Origin of the sequence: Arthrobacter sp. MW3 TE3886 (assembly GCF_041262145.1) — a bacterium.
In the GTDB taxonomy this organism is placed as follows: Bacteria; Actinomycetota; Actinomycetes; order Actinomycetales; family Micrococcaceae; genus Arthrobacter.
Map to the genome: position 1 here is coordinate 136,683 of NZ_JBGCAN010000001.1, position 13,925 is coordinate 150,607.

Sequence of the window (13,925 nt, forward strand, 5' to 3'; positions counted from 1 at the left end):
CCCGCCGGCGTCACCGCTGGGGCAGCCGGGCCGACAGCTCCGCGGCCGCCGCCTGCAGCAGCGGCACGAGAGCCACGAGGGCCTCCATGCTCAGGCGGAAGACCGGGACCGCCGTGGCCAGCGAGGCGAAGGCGTGCCCCTGGGCATTGAAGACCGGGACGGCGACGGCGCGCATGCCGAGCTCGTTTTCCTCGTCCATGGTGGCAAAGCCCTGGCGCCTGACCTGCTCGATTTCGGCCCGGAAGGCCTCGCGGTCCGTGATGGAAAGCGCCGTCAGCGGCTCCAGGGGCAGCTCCTCAACGAGCTGGGCGCGAGTGGCGTCGTCGGCGAACGCCACCAGCGCCTTGCCCACCGAGGTGGTGTGCAGTGCCCCGAGATGCCCGGGATCGCTCGTGACCCGGAAGGTCTGCGGGCCGTCCACCTTGTTCACCGTCAGGTGGTGGATGCCGTCGCGCACGGAGAGGATGGTCGCCTCGCCCGTTTCCTCGGTCACGCGCCGCAGGATGGGCAGCGCCGTGCCCGCGAAGCCGTGGTGGTTGGAGACGCGCTGGCCCAGCTGGAAGACCCGCAGCCCCAGGTGGTAGCGCCGGCCGTCCGGCTCGTAGTCCACGAACCCGTCCCGGGTCAGCGAGCCGAGCAGGCGGTAGGTGGTGCTGAACGGCAGGTCCGCGCGGCGGGAGATCTCCGCGGCGCTGGCGCCGCGCGGCTCGTCGCCCAGGAGGACCAGCAGGCCCAGGGCCTTGCCCACCATGTCCGTCCGCGAGTCCTCCCTGGCGGCCTTGGCAGGCCTCGAAGGGGCCTCCGCGGGATAGCCGGAAGCGGCGGGAACGTCTGTGGTTTGATTCACACTCATGCATTGATGTTCCCACATAGTGAGAGCTATTTCTAGATGGTGATTATTTTTGTTGACAAGTGACTGCGCTCACAGTCATGATTGCTACATCGCACAAGTAGCTTCCACCATGTGGCTACTAGTCCGGGTCTTTCCACGGACCTCCGGCTGCACCAAACTTAAGCAAGCGGCAGCCGAGACCTTCCTGATCCATCCGCGACAACGTCGTCACACCAAAGGAACACCATGAGCCACACTGTCCCGTCCACGACGCCGGGCATAGCCACAGGAGCAACGCCGAAGAAGGCGGCCCTTGCCAGCTTCCTGGGCAGCGCCGTCGAGTATTACGACTTCTTCATCTTCGGTTCCGCAGCGGCGCTGATCTTTCCGCACGTCTTCTTCCCGGACGCCGACACCAACGCGGCGATCATGTCGTTCGCTACCTTCGGCTTTGCCTATATTGCCCGCCCGGTCGGGGCCGTTGTCCTCGGCCACTTCGGTGACAGGATAGGGCGCCGGAAGGTCCTCATGTTCACCCTGTTGCTGATGGGCGCTTCCACCTTTGCCATCGGCTGCCTGCCGGACTTCGAGACGGTCGGCTGGTGGGCCCCTGCTCTGCTGGTGCTTGCGCGTCTTTGCCAGGGCTTTTCCGCTGCCGGCGAGCAGGCCGGCGCCTCGTCCATGACGCTCGAGCACGCCCCGGACAACCGCCGCTCCTTCTTCACCTCCTGGACCCTGACCGGCACCCAGGGCGGCCAGATCCTTGCCGCCCTCGTCTTCATCCCGGTCCTCGCCCTGCCTGACGAGATCAAGTACACGATCGGCTGGCGCATCCCGTTCTGGCTCAGCGCCGTGGTGGTGCTGGTCGCGTTCTTCATCCGCCGTACCCTGCACGAGCCGCCGGCATTCGAGGAAGCCCAGAAGACCAAGCAGATCTCCAAGCTCCCGGTGGCCGACCTCCTCAAGAGCCACTGGCGCGATGTCGTCCGTGTCATCGCCTGCGCCTTCATCGCCGCAGTGTCCACCGTCTTCGGCACCCTGGCCATCAGCTACGCCAAGAACGTCGCCGGCGTGGACGGCACCACCACCCTCTGGCTCGTCGTCGGCGCCAACTTCATGGCACTGGGCACCCAGCCGCTCTTCGGCATGCTCGCCGACAAGATCGGCCGGAAGCCGGTGTTCATCTACGGCGCACTGTCCAGCGCAGCCCTGACCCCGGTCTTCCTGCTGAGCCTCGAATCCGGCAACGTCGCGCTGATGTTCCTTACGGCAATCGCGTTCTTCTCCTTCGGCTATGCTGCGGCCAACGCGGTCTGGCCCTCCTTCTACGCCGAGATGTTCAGCACCAACGTCCGCTTCTCCGGCCTCGCAATCGGCACCCAGCTGGGCTTCCTGATGGCCGGCTTCGCCCCGGCGATCGTGGCGGCCATGGGCGGCATCCAGCCCGGCGGCTGGGTCCAGATCTCCATCTTCACCGCAATCATCTGCCTGATCGCCACCGTCGCGGCGCTGACGGCCAAGGAAACATTCCGGGTCCCCACCAAGCAGCTCGGCCAGCAGTAGCCCCGCACCGGCAGCGGATTCAACCGCACTTCCGCACCGCACTACACGCTGGCGGCCCGTCCCTTTGGAGGCGGGCCGCCGTCGTTAAGGCGTTGACGGGTTAAGGCGTTGACGGGTTAAGGCGTTGCGGTGGTTGGCGGGCTAGGGTGCGGCGCCCAGAACTGCGGCGAGATCGAACTTCACCGGTTCCTCCAGCTGGTCGTACGTGCAAGAGCGCGGATCGCGGTCCGGACGCCAGCGCAGGAACTGGGCAGTGTGCCGGAACCGTTCGCCCTCCATGTGGTCATACTTCACTTCCACCACGCGCTCGGGCCGCAGCGGGGTGAAGGACAGGTCCTTGCCGCCGCTCCACCGGCTTCCCTCGGCTTTCCGCGGAGTCCGCGCCCCCTCCTCCTGCCGGGCCCAGGCCCAGGGGTGGCCGTCGAAACCGGTGACCAGCTCCTGCAGATCGGTAAACAGCTCCGCGCGCCTGGCCATCGGGAAGGCGCCCACCACGCCGACGTTTGCCAGCACCCCGGCGTCGTCGTAGAGCCCCAGGAGCAGCGAGCCGATCCGGTCCGGACCGGAGGTGTGCACGCGGTATCCGGCGAGAACGCAGTCCGCCGTCCGTTCGTGCTTGACCTTGACCATCGCGCGCTTGTCCGGCTGGTAGCTGCCCTCCAGCGTCTTGGCCACAATCCCGTCAAGACCGGCGCCCTCGAACTGCCGGAACCAGCGCTGCGCCGTGTCCCGGTCGGAGGTCGCGGCCGTGACGTGGACCGGCGCCGCGCTGGCTGCGAGTGCGCGCTCCAGCTGCCGGCGGCGCTCGGAGAAGGGTTTGCCCGTGAGATCCTCGTCGCCCAGGGCCAGCAGGTCGAACGCCACGAAGCGCGCCGGGGTCTGTTCCGCGAGCAGTTTCACCCGGCTGGCGGCCGGATGGATGCGCTGCTGGAGCGCGTCGAAGTCCAGCCGGTCCCCGGAGGCCGCCACCAGGATGATCTCGCCGTCCACCACACAGCGTTCCGGCAGCTCCGACTTCAGCGCCTCGACAAGCTCAGGGAAATAGCGTGTCATCGGCTTGCCGTTCCGGCTGCCGATCTCCACCTCGTCGCCGTCACGGAAGATGATGGAGCGGAAGCCGTCCCATTTCGGTTCAAAGAGCCAGCCCGTTCCGGCGTCCGTCGATGGCAGTGCGGGGAGTGCTTTGGCCAGCATGGGCGCAATGGGAGGCATCAACGGCAGGTGCATAGCGCCCATTCTTGCGCCGCGGACCCGGCACCGCCACCCCCCACGTAGTGGTTCCTCCACCAAGGCTTCCTCGACACGTGCCCGCCCCGGCGGTAAACATGGGTGATGGCTATCATCGGGTTCCACGCCTCGCATGAACAGATCAGCCCCCGCCGCCTCCTGCTGGACGTGCAGCTGGCCGAGCAGGCCGGCTTCGATGCCGCCATGTGCTCGGACCATATTGAGCCGTGGTCCGCCCGGCAGGGCCACTCCGGTTTCGCCTGGTCCTGGCTCGGGGCGGCGCTGGCCACCACCGGTCTGCGCTTCGGGGTGGTGACGGCGCCCGGGCAGCGTTACCACCCGGCGATCATCGCGCACGCCTCAGCCACCCTGGCGGACATGTTTCCCGGCCGCTTCTGGATGGCCCCGGGCAGCGGCGAGTACATGAACGAGCACGTCACCGGTGAGGCCTGGCCGCCGAAGGAGACGCGGCAGCGCCGGCTGGAGGAGTGCGTGGACATCATCCGCCGGCTCCACGCCGGCGACGTGGTCACGCACCACGGGCTCGTCACGGTGGAGCAGGCCCGGATCTGGGACGTTCCGGAGACCAAACCGCCCCTGATTGCCCCGGCCGTGAGCGTGGAAACAGCGCGCCGGGCAGCAGCCTGGGCGGACGGACTCGTCACCGTCAACCAGCCGCCGGGAAAACTGAAGGACATGCTGGCGGCCTACCGGGACGCCGGTGGCCGCGGGAAGGCTGCCCTCCAGGTCCACCTGTCCTGGGCGCCGACGGAGGCAGAGGCCGTCGCGATCGCAGAGGACCAGTGGCGCACCAACGTCTTTGCGCCGCCGATTCCCTGGGACCTGCCCACGGCGGCCCATTTCGACGGCGTCAGCACCGGTGTCCAGGAGGACCAGGTGCGGGCGGTCGTCAACGTCTCCGCCGACGCCGGGCAGCACGCCCAATGGCTGGCCGCCTACCTGGACCTCGGATTCGATGAGCTGTACCTGCACTTTGTCGGCCAGGAGCAGACACCCTTTATCGACGCCTTCGCCGAACATGTCCTCCCCCAGCTCCGCCCGGCGGGGCAGACCCGGGCCGGAACGGACGGTGCGCTGTGAGAATCGCCGAGACCTCGGATCTCTGGTGGAAGAACGCGGTGATCTACTGCCTGGATCCGGAGACGTTCTTCGACGGCGACGGCGACGGCACCGGGGACTTCGGCGGGCTGATCCAGCGGGTGGACTACCTTGCCGCGCTCGGCGTCACGTGCATCTGGCTCATGCCCTTCTATCCCTCCCCGGACCGCGACGACGGCTACGACGTCACCGACATGTACGGCGTGGATCCCCGGCTCGGCAGCCTGGGGGACCTGGTGGAATTCATCCGCACCGCCAACGACCGCGGCATCCGGGTGATCGCGGACTTTGTCATCAACCACACCTCCGACCGGCACCCGTGGTTCGTCCAGGCGCGGAAGTCCGTGGACAACCCCTACCGCGACTACTACGTCTGGCGGAAGGACACGCCGCCGGATACCTCAGACCAGGTGGTGTTTCCCGGCGAGGAAACGTCCATCTGGACCCAGGACAAGGCCACCGGCGAGTGGTATCTGCACATGTTCGCCAAACACCAGCCCGACCTGAACGTGATGAATGCCAAGGTGCGGGACGAGATTGCGAAGTCGATGGGATTCTGGCTGCAGCTGGGCCTGGACGGCTTCCGGCTGGACGCGGTGCCCTTCTTCCTGGAGCTGCTCGGCGAGCCCAAGGATGAAGCCGCGAAAATCGACCCGCACCAGTACCTGAGCGCCCTGCGCAGCTTCCTCAACCGCCGCCATGGCAGTGCGGTGCTGCTGGGCGAGGTCAACCTTCCCTACAAAGAGCAGCTGAAGTACTTCGGCGGCCCGGCCGGCAACGAACTGAACATGCAGTTTGATTTTCTCTCAATGCAGAACATGTACCTGGCACTGGCCCGGCAGGACGCCAGGCCGCTGGCGCGGACGCTCAGCAGCCGTCCGAAGATCAATCCTGACAACCAATGGGCCATGTTCGTCCGGAACCACGATGAACTCACCCTGGACAAGCTCAGCGATGCCGAACGCGGGGAGGTCTTCGCCGCCTTCGGCCCTGATCCCGACATGCAGATGTACGGCCGCGGCCTGCGGCGGCGGCTGCCCACCATGCTCGGCGGCGACCCGGCCAGGATCCGCATGGTCTACTCCCTGATGTTCTCGCTGCCGGGCACCCCGGTGCTCTTCTACGGCGAAGAGATCGGGATGGGCGAAGACCTGCGCGCGAAGGGCCGCTCGGCCGTCCGCTCCCCCATGCAGTGGGACCACACCGGGAACGGCGGCTTCTCGACGGCCCCTCCCGGGGACCTCGTGGCCCAGCCCGTGGACGGACCGTTCGGGCCGGCGCACATCAACGCCGCAGCCGCCAAACGGGATCCTGATTCGCTGTGGAACTTCATCGCGACGCTGATCCAGCGCTACCGGGAATGTCCCGAGCTCGGCTGGGGCAGGTTCGACCTCATCAAGCAGGCCGCACCGGCGGTGCTGCTGCACCGCTGCACGTGGGAGGGCTCCACGGTGGTGGCCGCCCACAATTTTGGCGCCGAACCGGCGTCTGTGACGGCCGCGCTGGTCCCGCCGGAGGACGAGGAAGGCGGGCCGGGGGGTCCGGACGCAAAGGCCAGCGCGGGGCGTTCGTACGCCGGGGCCGTGCTCCGGGACCTGCTCGGCGGCGAGGAAATCCCGCTCTCCGACGACGGCGCCTTCGAAGTCCCGCTGGACCGCTACGGGTACCGGTGGTTCCGGGTCGAGCGCCCGGGCGAACGCCACCTCCCCTGAGGCGCCCCGCCCTGAAGGGGGACGGTATCGGCCGCGCCCCCGAGATCTAACGGGCCCCTTACCGCACCGAAACGCGGACGCAACATTGGCGCAGGACACTGGAAGTGCCGGCAAGAGCAGGCACCAGCTCCAGTCCAGGAGGCCCCGCCATGTTGAAGGAAGCGAAAGCCCATGTAACCCGCGTCCGCGCCCTTGACCAGTTGCACCGCGGCGATGAGATCGAGGCCCGCCTGCGGGTAGGCCCGAACTACGATGACGTCGTGATCCGCCGCGGCAGCGTTCAGGAAACGGCGCCCGGAATCGGCGTCGTCTGGATCATGGACCGCCACACCGGCATGCGCAAGGCCATCAACGCGGACGAATGCAGCGTCTGGCGGGTCGCCTGAGGGGTCAGCCTCCCGCCACTGACTGGATGATGACGACTTCCTGGCCCGGTGCCACGGCAGTCACCAGACCCTGCAGCCGCCGGATTTCATTCCCGTTGACGTATATATTCACGTAACGGCGAACACTTCCGGTCTCGTCCCGCAACCGCCGCGACAGCGCCGGATAGTCCCCGGTCACCGTATCCAGCACCCACTCCACCGTCACCGCCGCCTCGGCGGGCGCAGTCAGGATGGACTGCCCGCCGGCGAGCGGTTGGAGGACGCTGGGCAGGACCACACTGATCGCCGGGTCTGCCGGCATGGTTTCGCCGCTGATCACGCCGCTGGTCATGCGTTTCTACCCCTTCACGGCTGTGCAGGGAGCAGGGCCGCGGAGACCACGGCTGCCCGGACGCACAGGACATCCGGCAGGTGCGAGGCGACCTCGGTGAAGTGTTCCCCCTCGTCCCGGCTGGCGTAGACACTGCCGCCCCGGGTCCCGAAGTAGACGCCCGCGGGCTCCGCACCGTCGACGCTGGCAGCATCACGCAGCACGGCGTTGTACTCGGCCTCCGGCAGTCCGGCATCAAGCCGTTTCCAGCTGGCGCCGGCGTCATCGGTCCGATGCACGGCCAGCTTCCCGTCCGGCGGGATACGTTCGCCGTCAGCCTTCAGCGGGACCACCCAGGCAGTGCCGGCCCGCCGCGGATGCGTCAGCATCACAAAACCGAAGTCCGCCGGCAGACCTTCCGCAATCGACTCCCACGATTCGGCGTCGTCGTCGCTGCGGTACACGCCGTGGTGGTTTTGAGCGTACAGGCGGCCGTCGACGGCGGCGTCGGCCGCGATCTTGTGGACGCACTGGCCGAATTCCGGATTGGGATCCGGCATGAAGTACGCGGAAATTCCCTTGTTGCGCGGCTCCCAGGAGGCGCCGCCGTCGAGCGAGCGGTAGACCCCTCCGGTGCTCATGGCAACGTGGACTTTCTCGCCCGTGGGGTCGACGACGATGGAGTGCGCCGCAGCACCGCCATAGCCCGCGCCCCATTCGCTGCGGTGCGGATGGTCCCAGAGGCCGCGGTTGAGCTCGAAGTGCTCGCCGCCGTCGGTGGATTTCCAGACCGAGATCGGCTCGCAGCCCGCCCACACGACGCCCGGGCGGGAGTCGGCGTCGGGGTGAATCTGCCAGATCCGTTCCAGGGCGGCGTCGGTGCCGTCCGGGAACGTGATGGCACCGTTATCGGGTTCGGTCCAGGATCCGCCGAGATCATCCGAGTGGAAAACCGTGGGACCCCAGTGCTCGGAGCGGACCCCCACCAGGATCCGGGTCCTGCCATCGCGGGTATCGATGGCGATGCTCGGCACCTCACTCATCAGAAAATGCGGCCCGGACAGGGACCAATCTTTCCGGTCCGGGCTGGTCGCCAGCCAAAGGCCCTTCTTGGTCCCGATCGCCAGGACGTAACTCTCTGCAGTAGCCATGCGTCCCATGCAACCATCCCCGCCGGAAGGCCGCAACGGTTTTCTACCGGCACTGTTCTACCGGCGTTGCCGGGGTGCGCTACCGCTCCGGTGGCATGTGGGTCAGTCGACGAACTCCGACTGCGTCTCGATGAAGTCCCAGTCCGCGGCCGTCAGTATGGCCGCGCCGGCGGCGGACGGTTCAGCCGGACGGGGCCCGCCGGCGTCCGCGATTCCCCGCTGCACGGCCTCGGGCAATTCGATGGTCCGCAGGTTTTCCCGAAGCCATTCCTTGCTCGCCAAATCCAGATCCAACCACCACATGTAGATCTCCACGGCGGCCACCTCCTCCTGTGTCCTTCAACCGTAGGCCCCACCCGCGGGCTGTTCAAGGGAGGCCGCGGCATTCGGCGCCGGTACCGTCCCAGGCCGGGCAAACGGGAAGTAAGCCCCTGTTCAGGACCGTACCCCGGCGCCAGAATGAAGTATGCCTGACGACTCCGCCAACGGCCCGGCGCCTCTCGTAGTGGGTGTGGTTCCGGGACAGCATCCGGAAGTGCTGCAGACGGCGGCATCCCTCGCGAAGTCCCTCGCCGCGCCCCTGATCTGCGCCTACGTGGACGAGGCCAGCTACCTCGTGGAATGGGATCCGGGGCGGTCCGCACACCGCCTGTCCCTGCACCCGGACGCCGACGAGGCCCGGATCCGGGCCACCACGCAGGAGCTGCGTTCCGTCGTTGAGGCACTCTGCGCACCCCTGGGGATCGACTGGACGCTGCGCACCCTGGCCGGGGACCCGGCCCGGGCGATCGGCAGGCTGGCCGCGGACACCAACGCGTCAGTGATCGTGGTGGGGACCCCCGAACGCGGCCTCGGCCACCGCATCTCCGCCGCGCTCAATGGCTCCGTGGCGGCATGGCTGAGCCACCACCAGGAGCGTCCAATCCTGATCGTTCCGGCGGCCGCTCCGGCGGGAAGAAAATAAAGCGAAAGTACTTATTCGGACCGCTGGTGTTATCCCACTACCGGCGAGTAAGCTCGATCTGTAGCCCGGACGAACGGGTTACCCCAAAGCTGCTCCGGAGTGCGTATCCCCCAATAACGCACTCCGGAGCTCTTTGTTTTGCGCAACGTTCCACATCGGCGCCGTCCCGGACCGCAGGCTTGAAACATACCCCTAGGGGGTATATGTTGAGGGCATGAGCGAGTCAGAAGATCCCGGCACGGCGAGTCTGGACACTGTTCCCCTTGACGCCCGGCCCCCTGAGCACGGCTACACCTCCAACAAGGATGCCTACCTTCGCCGGCTCAAGCGGATCGAGGGGCAGGTCCGCGGCATCGCCCGAATGGTCGACGAGGACAAGTACTGCATCGACATCCTCACCCAGGTCGCCGCCGTCACCAAGGCCCTGCATGCCGTGAGCCTGGGGCTCGTCGAAGAGCACATCGGCCACTGTGTTGTTGGCGCCGCCGCCGAGCCGGATCCGGAACTCCGTGCGGAGGCCATCGACTTCAAGGTCAAGGAGGCCACCGATGCCATCGGACGCCTGCTCCGCTAGGACCCGTACCACCCACCACACCACCGGGCCGGGGAACCACACCCGGCCCAGCGACAAGGAGCACTCCATGGCCACCGTTTCAACCACCGTCAACGTTTCCGGCATGACCTGCGGCCACTGCGTGTCCTCCGTCAGCGAAGAACTTGAGGCGCTCTCCGGCGTCGAAAAGGTCGACGTCGACCTCAACGCCGGCGGCATCTCCATCGTCACGATCACTTCCAGCGAAGCACTGCAGTCCTCCGAAATCGGCGAGGCAGTCGCCGAGGCCGGCTACCTCGTGGTCGCCAGCGAAGCCTGAGGGACAACCGCGCCGGGCGCGCGCAGGCGCCGGAACGGCAAACGCCGTGGGGCGCAGACAACGGAACAGCAGACGACGGAACAGCAGACGACCAATCGAGCGGGACAAGAAGGGCGCCGTGAGCAGCGAGCAGTTGTTGGACCAGGCCGGGAGCCGCGTCATTGACCTCGATATCGAGGGCATGACCTGCGCCTCCTGCGTCAACCGGGTCGAGCGCAGGCTCGGAAAGCTCGACGGCGTCGAGGCCAGCGTCAACCTGCCCTTGGAGTCCGCCCGCGTCAGCGTCCCCGCGGACATCACCGACGACCAAATCACCGCCACGGTCGCGGCCGCGGGCTACAAGGCCACCATCCGGTCCGCCAGGTACCCGGGCACGCCGGTGGAGCCTGCAGAACTCCCGGCCGGCACCGGGGTTCCGCCCGGCACAGCCGCCCCCTCGCTCCGCCCGCGGCTGCTTGTGGCGGCCGTGCTCACCGTCCCTGTCCTCGCGATCTCGATGATCCCGGCGTTCCAGTTCCCGAACTGGGGCTGGGCGGCCGCGATCCTGGCCCTGCCGGTGGTTGCCTGGGCGGCGTGGCCGTTTCACCGCGCCGCGGCCATCAACGCACGGCATCTGGCCTCGACCATGGACACCCTGGTGTCCATCGGCGTGATTGCCGCCTACTCGTTCTCGGCCTGGCAGCTCCTTGCCGACCCGGGCATGACCGAACATCCCGCGGCCGAGGGCATGGGTTCCGGCGGCCTGTATTTCGAGGTCGCCTCCGTGGTCACCACCTTCCTGCTGCTTGGCCGCTACCTCGAGGCGAACGCCAAACGGAAGGCGGGAGATGCCCTCAAGGCCCTCCTGGACCTGGGGGCCAAAGACGCGACGGTCCTGCGCGGCGGCACCGAGCACAAGATCCCGGCCGACCAGCTGGGCCTCGGCGAGGTGATCGTGGTCCGCCCCGGCGAGAAGATCGCCGCCGACGGCGTCGTCATCGACGGTTCCTCTGCGGTGGACGCCTCCCTCGTGACCGGCGAATCCGTGCCCGTGGAAGTCGGCCCGGACAGCCAGGTCACCGGGGCCACCATCAACACCTCCGGCCGGCTCCTGGTCCGTGCCACCCGCGTCGGGTCCGAGACCACCCTGGCCCAGATGGGCAGGCTCGTCTCGGCGGCGCAGACCGGAAAAGCGCCGATCGCCCGGCTCGCAGACCGCATCAGCGCCGTCTTCGTACCGGTCGTCCTGGCCATTGCCGCCCTCACCTTCGCGGCGTGGCTGATGGCGGCCGCACCGGGCGTCAGCGCCGACGAGCTCCGGAGCGCCTTCACCGCCGCCGTCGCCGTGCTGGTCATCGCCTGCCCCTGTGCCCTCGGGCTGGCCACCCCGGTCGGGCTGCTCACCGGGACCGGGCGGGGCGCCCAGCTGGGGATCCTGATCAAGGGCCCGCAAGTCCTCGAGGACACCCGGACGGTGGACACGATCCTGCTGGACAAGACCGGAACCGTCACCACCGGCCGCCTTGCCGTGGACGGCGTCCAAAGCTTCGGGCGGTACAGCGACGCGGACGTCCTGCGCCTGGCGGGGGCTGTGGAAAACGCCTCCGAGCACCCGATCGCCCGGGCCATCGCCGCTGCCGCGTTGGCCGCGGCGGCGGGGCGCGTGAACAACGACGGCGCCGGCCTCCCCGCCGTCGCCGGCTTCCGCTCCGCACCCGGCGGAGGCGTCCGGGGCACCGTTGACGGCCGGCTCGTAGTCGCGGGGCGCACCGGCTGGCTGCTGGAGTCCGGCGTGGCCCCGGCCCCGGCGCAGCGCGAGGCACTGGGGGCTGCCGAAGACTCTGGCGCCACGGCCGTCTGGGTTGCCGTGGACGGCGAAACCGCCGGTCTCATCAGCCTGCGGGACACCGTGAAGCCCGGCTCCGCGGCCGCGGTCACCCGGCTCCGGGGGCTCGGGCTCCGGCCGATCCTGCTGACCGGCGACAACGCCGCTGTGGCCGCCCAGGCGGCGGCCGCCGTCGGGATCAGCCCGGATGACGTCTTCGCTGGTGTGCTCCCCGCGGGCAAGGTTGAGGCCGTGCGGAAGCTGCAAGCGGCCGGCGCCACTGTGGCCATGGCCGGGGACGGCGTCAACGACGCCGCGGCGCTGGCGCAGGCGGACCTGGGCATCGCCATGGGCTCCGGCACCGACGTCGCCATCGAGGCAGCCGATCTGACGGTGATGGGCAACGACCTCGGGCAGGTGGCGCAGGCGATCGAGCTGTCCCGCCGGACGCTCGGCACCATCAAGACGAACCTCTTCTGGGCCTTCTTTTACAACGCCGTGGGCATCCCGGTGGCGGCTCTGGGCCTGCTCAACCCGATGATCGCCGGCGCCGCCATGGCCGCCAGCTCCGTGCTGGTGGTGGCCAACTCGCTGCGGCTGCGCGGCTTCGGAAAGTAGGCCGGCCTTAGCCCCGGCGCTCCCGCCTCAGGCCGCGCCATAGCGGATGGCAGCCCTGGCTTTGGCCTTGGCCGCCTCCTCCCCGCGGTCCTTTGCCGGGGCGTGGGTCACCAGGGAGTCGAGGAGGTGCTGCGTCGCATGGGCAATCTCATGCACAGCCCGGTTGAAGGCCTCCTCGTTGGCCTTGGACGGCTTGGTGCTGCCGCTGATCTTGCGCACGTATTGCAGCGCGGCGGCCTCCACCTCCGCGGTGGTGGCATGGGGTTCAAAATTGTGGAGGGTCCGGATATTTCGGCACATATCTCCATGCTAAGGGCCTTCGGGACAACCGCCTACGGCACGGGCTCGCAGTCGTTCGCGTGGTCCAGCGCTGCCGCGCCGGTGCCGGACGGGGCCCGGAGCTCGTCCAGCCGGACCAGCACCACCCCGCCGACAATCAGCAGTCCGCCCAGGAGCTGGATGGGGCCGGGCAGTTCGCCGAGCAGCAGCCACGCCCAGACGACGGCGAACAGCACCTCGGTGAGGGAGACAAAGGACGCGACTTTCGAGCCGAGTGCCCGCGCGGCGACAATTCCGGACACGTACGCCACCACCGTGGCCAGGACCACGAGGCCGCCCAGCGCCACCCACCACGGGGTGACCCAGGGCGCCAGGCGGGTGTCGGCGGTGCTGAAGGCCATCGGCAACAGCCCGGTAGCCGCGGTCAGCCACATGACGATGGCGCCCACCATGAGCCCGCCGGAAGCCAGAAGGATGGGCGGCAGGGTGTCGTTTTCCTTGGCCGTAATGAAGAAGTAGATGGCCAGGCACACCGCGGCCGCGATCCCCCACAGCACCCCGATGAGGTCGACCTTGACGGCTCCGGTGAGGTCCAGGACCAGGACCAGCCCGCCGAGGGACAGGAGAGTGCCGGCAATGGTCAGTGGCCGCGGCCGTTTCCGGCTGGCGGCCCACAGCCAAAGCACGATCAGGACCGGCGCCAGGTACTCCAGCAGCAGGGCGACGCCGACCGAGAGCCGGGATACGGCGTTGAAATAGAACAGCTGGCAGGCGGCGACGCCGATGAATCCGAACAGCAGCACGGTCAGCCAGTTGTCCCGTAGCTGGTGCCAGCGCCCGCGCAAGGAGGGAAGAGCAAAGACGGCCAGAATCAGGGCCGCACCGGTGAGCCGGGCCGTGACGGCCGCCCCGGGAGTCCAGCCCGTTTCCAGGAGCGCCTTGGCGAATGATCCGGAGAGCCCGAACACCGCGGACGAAAACAGGGCGACGCCCAGGCCCGATGCCATGAACCCGGACGGCGCGGCGGCCCGCGTGGTGCCCTGCCTGGCGTCCTGCAGGGTGCCGCCCGGTTCGGAGGCAGGCCGCTG

15 protein-coding genes are annotated in these 13,925 nt (G+C 68.4%); 8 read left to right on the plus strand and 7 right to left on the minus strand.

The window, feature by feature from the left end:
- Positions 1-10: 10 nt before the first annotated feature.
- Positions 11-853, minus strand: coding sequence for an IclR family transcriptional regulator (locus tag ABH915_RS00645; RefSeq protein ID WP_370116651.1), 843 nt, complete (start codon positions 851-853; stop codon positions 11-13).
- A 225-nt stretch (positions 854-1,078) separates the two neighbouring features.
- On the opposite strand from ABH915_RS00645, the gene ABH915_RS00650 reads away from it, so the two are divergent.
- Positions 1,079-2,395, plus strand: a complete 1,317-nt coding sequence (locus ABH915_RS00650) for an MFS transporter (protein WP_370116654.1) — start codon at positions 1,079-1,081, stop codon at positions 2,393-2,395.
- Positions 2,396-2,536: 141 nt separating this feature from the next.
- On the opposite strand, the gene ABH915_RS00655 is transcribed toward ABH915_RS00650, so the two are convergent.
- Positions 2,537-3,622: an ATP-dependent DNA ligase gene (locus ABH915_RS00655; protein ID WP_370116657.1), complete on the minus strand. Its 1,086-nt coding sequence runs from the start codon at positions 3,620-3,622 to the stop codon at positions 2,537-2,539.
- 105 nt (positions 3,623-3,727) lie between these two features.
- Between ABH915_RS00655 and ABH915_RS00660 the strand changes: the two genes are divergently transcribed.
- From ABH915_RS00660 to ABH915_RS00670, 3 genes are all read left to right on the plus strand, one after another.
- A complete protein-coding gene (locus ABH915_RS00660) occupies positions 3,728-4,723 on the plus strand; it encodes a TIGR03885 family FMN-dependent LLM class oxidoreductase (RefSeq protein WP_370116660.1) in 996 nt (331 codons plus the stop codon).
- Positions 4,720-6,453 carry an alpha-amylase family protein gene (locus tag ABH915_RS00665; RefSeq protein WP_370116663.1) on the plus strand — a complete coding sequence of 578 codons (1,734 nt, stop codon included), beginning with the start codon at positions 4,720-4,722 and terminating at the stop codon, positions 6,451-6,453. The genes ABH915_RS00660 and ABH915_RS00665 overlap by 4 nt, the downstream gene beginning before the upstream one ends.
- Before the next feature lie 149 nt (positions 6,454-6,602).
- Positions 6,603-6,839, plus strand: a complete 237-nt coding sequence (locus ABH915_RS00670; protein WP_018775353.1) for a hypothetical protein — start codon at positions 6,603-6,605, stop codon at positions 6,837-6,839.
- Positions 6,840-6,843: 4 nt separating this feature from the next.
- Here ABH915_RS00670 and ABH915_RS00675 read toward each other — a convergent pair whose 3' ends face one another.
- The 3 genes from ABH915_RS00675 to ABH915_RS00685 form a co-directional block, all read right to left on the minus strand.
- Complete coding sequence (locus ABH915_RS00675) at positions 6,844-7,170, minus strand: MoaD/ThiS family protein (protein ID WP_370116666.1); 327 nt, start codon at positions 7,168-7,170, stop codon at positions 6,844-6,846.
- 14 nt (positions 7,171-7,184) lie between these two features.
- Positions 7,185-8,309: a WD40/YVTN/BNR-like repeat-containing protein gene (locus ABH915_RS00680; RefSeq protein WP_370116669.1), complete on the minus strand. Its 1,125-nt coding sequence runs from the start codon at positions 8,307-8,309 to the stop codon at positions 7,185-7,187.
- A 93-nt stretch (positions 8,310-8,402) separates the two neighbouring features.
- Positions 8,403-8,615: a hypothetical protein gene (locus tag ABH915_RS00685; RefSeq protein ID WP_370116672.1), complete on the minus strand. Its 213-nt coding sequence runs from the start codon at positions 8,613-8,615 to the stop codon at positions 8,403-8,405.
- A gap of 151 nt (positions 8,616-8,766) precedes the next feature.
- Between ABH915_RS00685 and ABH915_RS00690 the strand changes: the two genes are divergently transcribed.
- The 4 genes from ABH915_RS00690 to ABH915_RS00705 all read left to right on the plus strand — a co-directional run bounded on the left by ABH915_RS00690 (position 8,767) and on the right by ABH915_RS00705 (position 12,558).
- The gene (locus ABH915_RS00690) at positions 8,767-9,264 is read left to right on the plus strand and encodes a universal stress protein (protein WP_370116674.1); all 498 of its coding nucleotides are present in this window, start codon (positions 8,767-8,769) and stop codon (positions 9,262-9,264) included.
- A 214-nt stretch (positions 9,265-9,478) separates the two neighbouring features.
- The gene (locus ABH915_RS00695) at positions 9,479-9,838 is read left to right on the plus strand and encodes a metal-sensitive transcriptional regulator (RefSeq protein WP_018775348.1); all 360 of its coding nucleotides are present in this window, start codon (positions 9,479-9,481) and stop codon (positions 9,836-9,838) included.
- 67 nt (positions 9,839-9,905) lie between these two features.
- Complete coding sequence (locus ABH915_RS00700) at positions 9,906-10,136, plus strand: heavy-metal-associated domain-containing protein (RefSeq protein ID WP_370116677.1); 231 nt, start codon at positions 9,906-9,908, stop codon at positions 10,134-10,136.
- Between the two features lie 118 nt (positions 10,137-10,254).
- On the plus strand, positions 10,255-12,558 hold the full coding sequence (locus tag ABH915_RS00705; protein ID WP_370116680.1) for a heavy metal translocating P-type ATPase: 2,304 nt from the start codon (positions 10,255-10,257) through the stop codon (positions 12,556-12,558).
- 27 nt (positions 12,559-12,585) lie between these two features.
- Here ABH915_RS00705 and ABH915_RS00710 read toward each other — a convergent pair whose 3' ends face one another.
- Both ABH915_RS00710 and ABH915_RS00715 read right to left on the minus strand, forming a co-directional pair.
- On the minus strand, positions 12,586-12,858 hold the full coding sequence (locus tag ABH915_RS00710; protein WP_028277626.1) for a DUF2277 domain-containing protein: 273 nt from the start codon (positions 12,856-12,858) through the stop codon (positions 12,586-12,588).
- A 32-nt stretch (positions 12,859-12,890) separates the two neighbouring features.
- Positions 12,891-13,844, minus strand: coding sequence for a DMT family transporter (locus ABH915_RS00715; protein WP_370124904.1), 954 nt, complete (start codon positions 13,842-13,844; stop codon positions 12,891-12,893).
- Positions 13,845-13,925: the final 81 nt, after the last annotated feature.

What these genes read in the sequence shown, in the direction of transcription:
- ABH915_RS00645 (WP_370116651.1), bottom strand. Translation starts at nt 853, where the DNA reads ATGAGTGTGAATCAAACCACAGACGTTCCCGCCGCTTCCGGCTATCCC.
- ABH915_RS00650 (WP_370116654.1), top strand. Translation starts at nt 1,079, where the DNA reads ATGAGCCACACTGTCCCGTCCACGACGCCGGGCATAGCCACAGGAGCA.
- ABH915_RS00655 (WP_370116657.1), bottom strand. Translation starts at nt 3,622, where the DNA reads ATGCACCTGCCGTTGATGCCTCCCATTGCGCCCATGCTGGCCAAAGCA.
- ABH915_RS00660 (WP_370116660.1), top strand. Translation starts at nt 3,728, where the DNA reads ATGGCTATCATCGGGTTCCACGCCTCGCATGAACAGATCAGCCCCCGC.
- ABH915_RS00670 (WP_018775353.1), top strand. Translation starts at nt 6,603, where the DNA reads ATGTTGAAGGAAGCGAAAGCCCATGTAACCCGCGTCCGCGCCCTTGAC.
- ABH915_RS00675 (WP_370116666.1), bottom strand. Translation starts at nt 7,170, where the DNA reads ATGACCAGCGGCGTGATCAGCGGCGAAACCATGCCGGCAGACCCGGCG.
- ABH915_RS00680 (WP_370116669.1), bottom strand. Translation starts at nt 8,309, where the DNA reads ATGGGACGCATGGCTACTGCAGAGAGTTACGTCCTGGCGATCGGGACC.
- ABH915_RS00690 (WP_370116674.1), top strand. Translation starts at nt 8,767, where the DNA reads ATGCCTGACGACTCCGCCAACGGCCCGGCGCCTCTCGTAGTGGGTGTG.
- ABH915_RS00695 (WP_018775348.1), top strand. Translation starts at nt 9,479, where the DNA reads ATGAGCGAGTCAGAAGATCCCGGCACGGCGAGTCTGGACACTGTTCCC.
- ABH915_RS00700 (WP_370116677.1), top strand. Translation starts at nt 9,906, where the DNA reads ATGGCCACCGTTTCAACCACCGTCAACGTTTCCGGCATGACCTGCGGC.
- ABH915_RS00710 (WP_028277626.1), bottom strand. Translation starts at nt 12,858, where the DNA reads ATGTGCCGAAATATCCGGACCCTCCACAATTTTGAACCCCATGCCACC.
- ABH915_RS00715 (WP_370124904.1), bottom strand. Translation starts at nt 13,844, where the DNA reads ATGGCATCGGGCCTGGGCGTCGCCCTGTTTTCGTCCGCGGTGTTCGGG.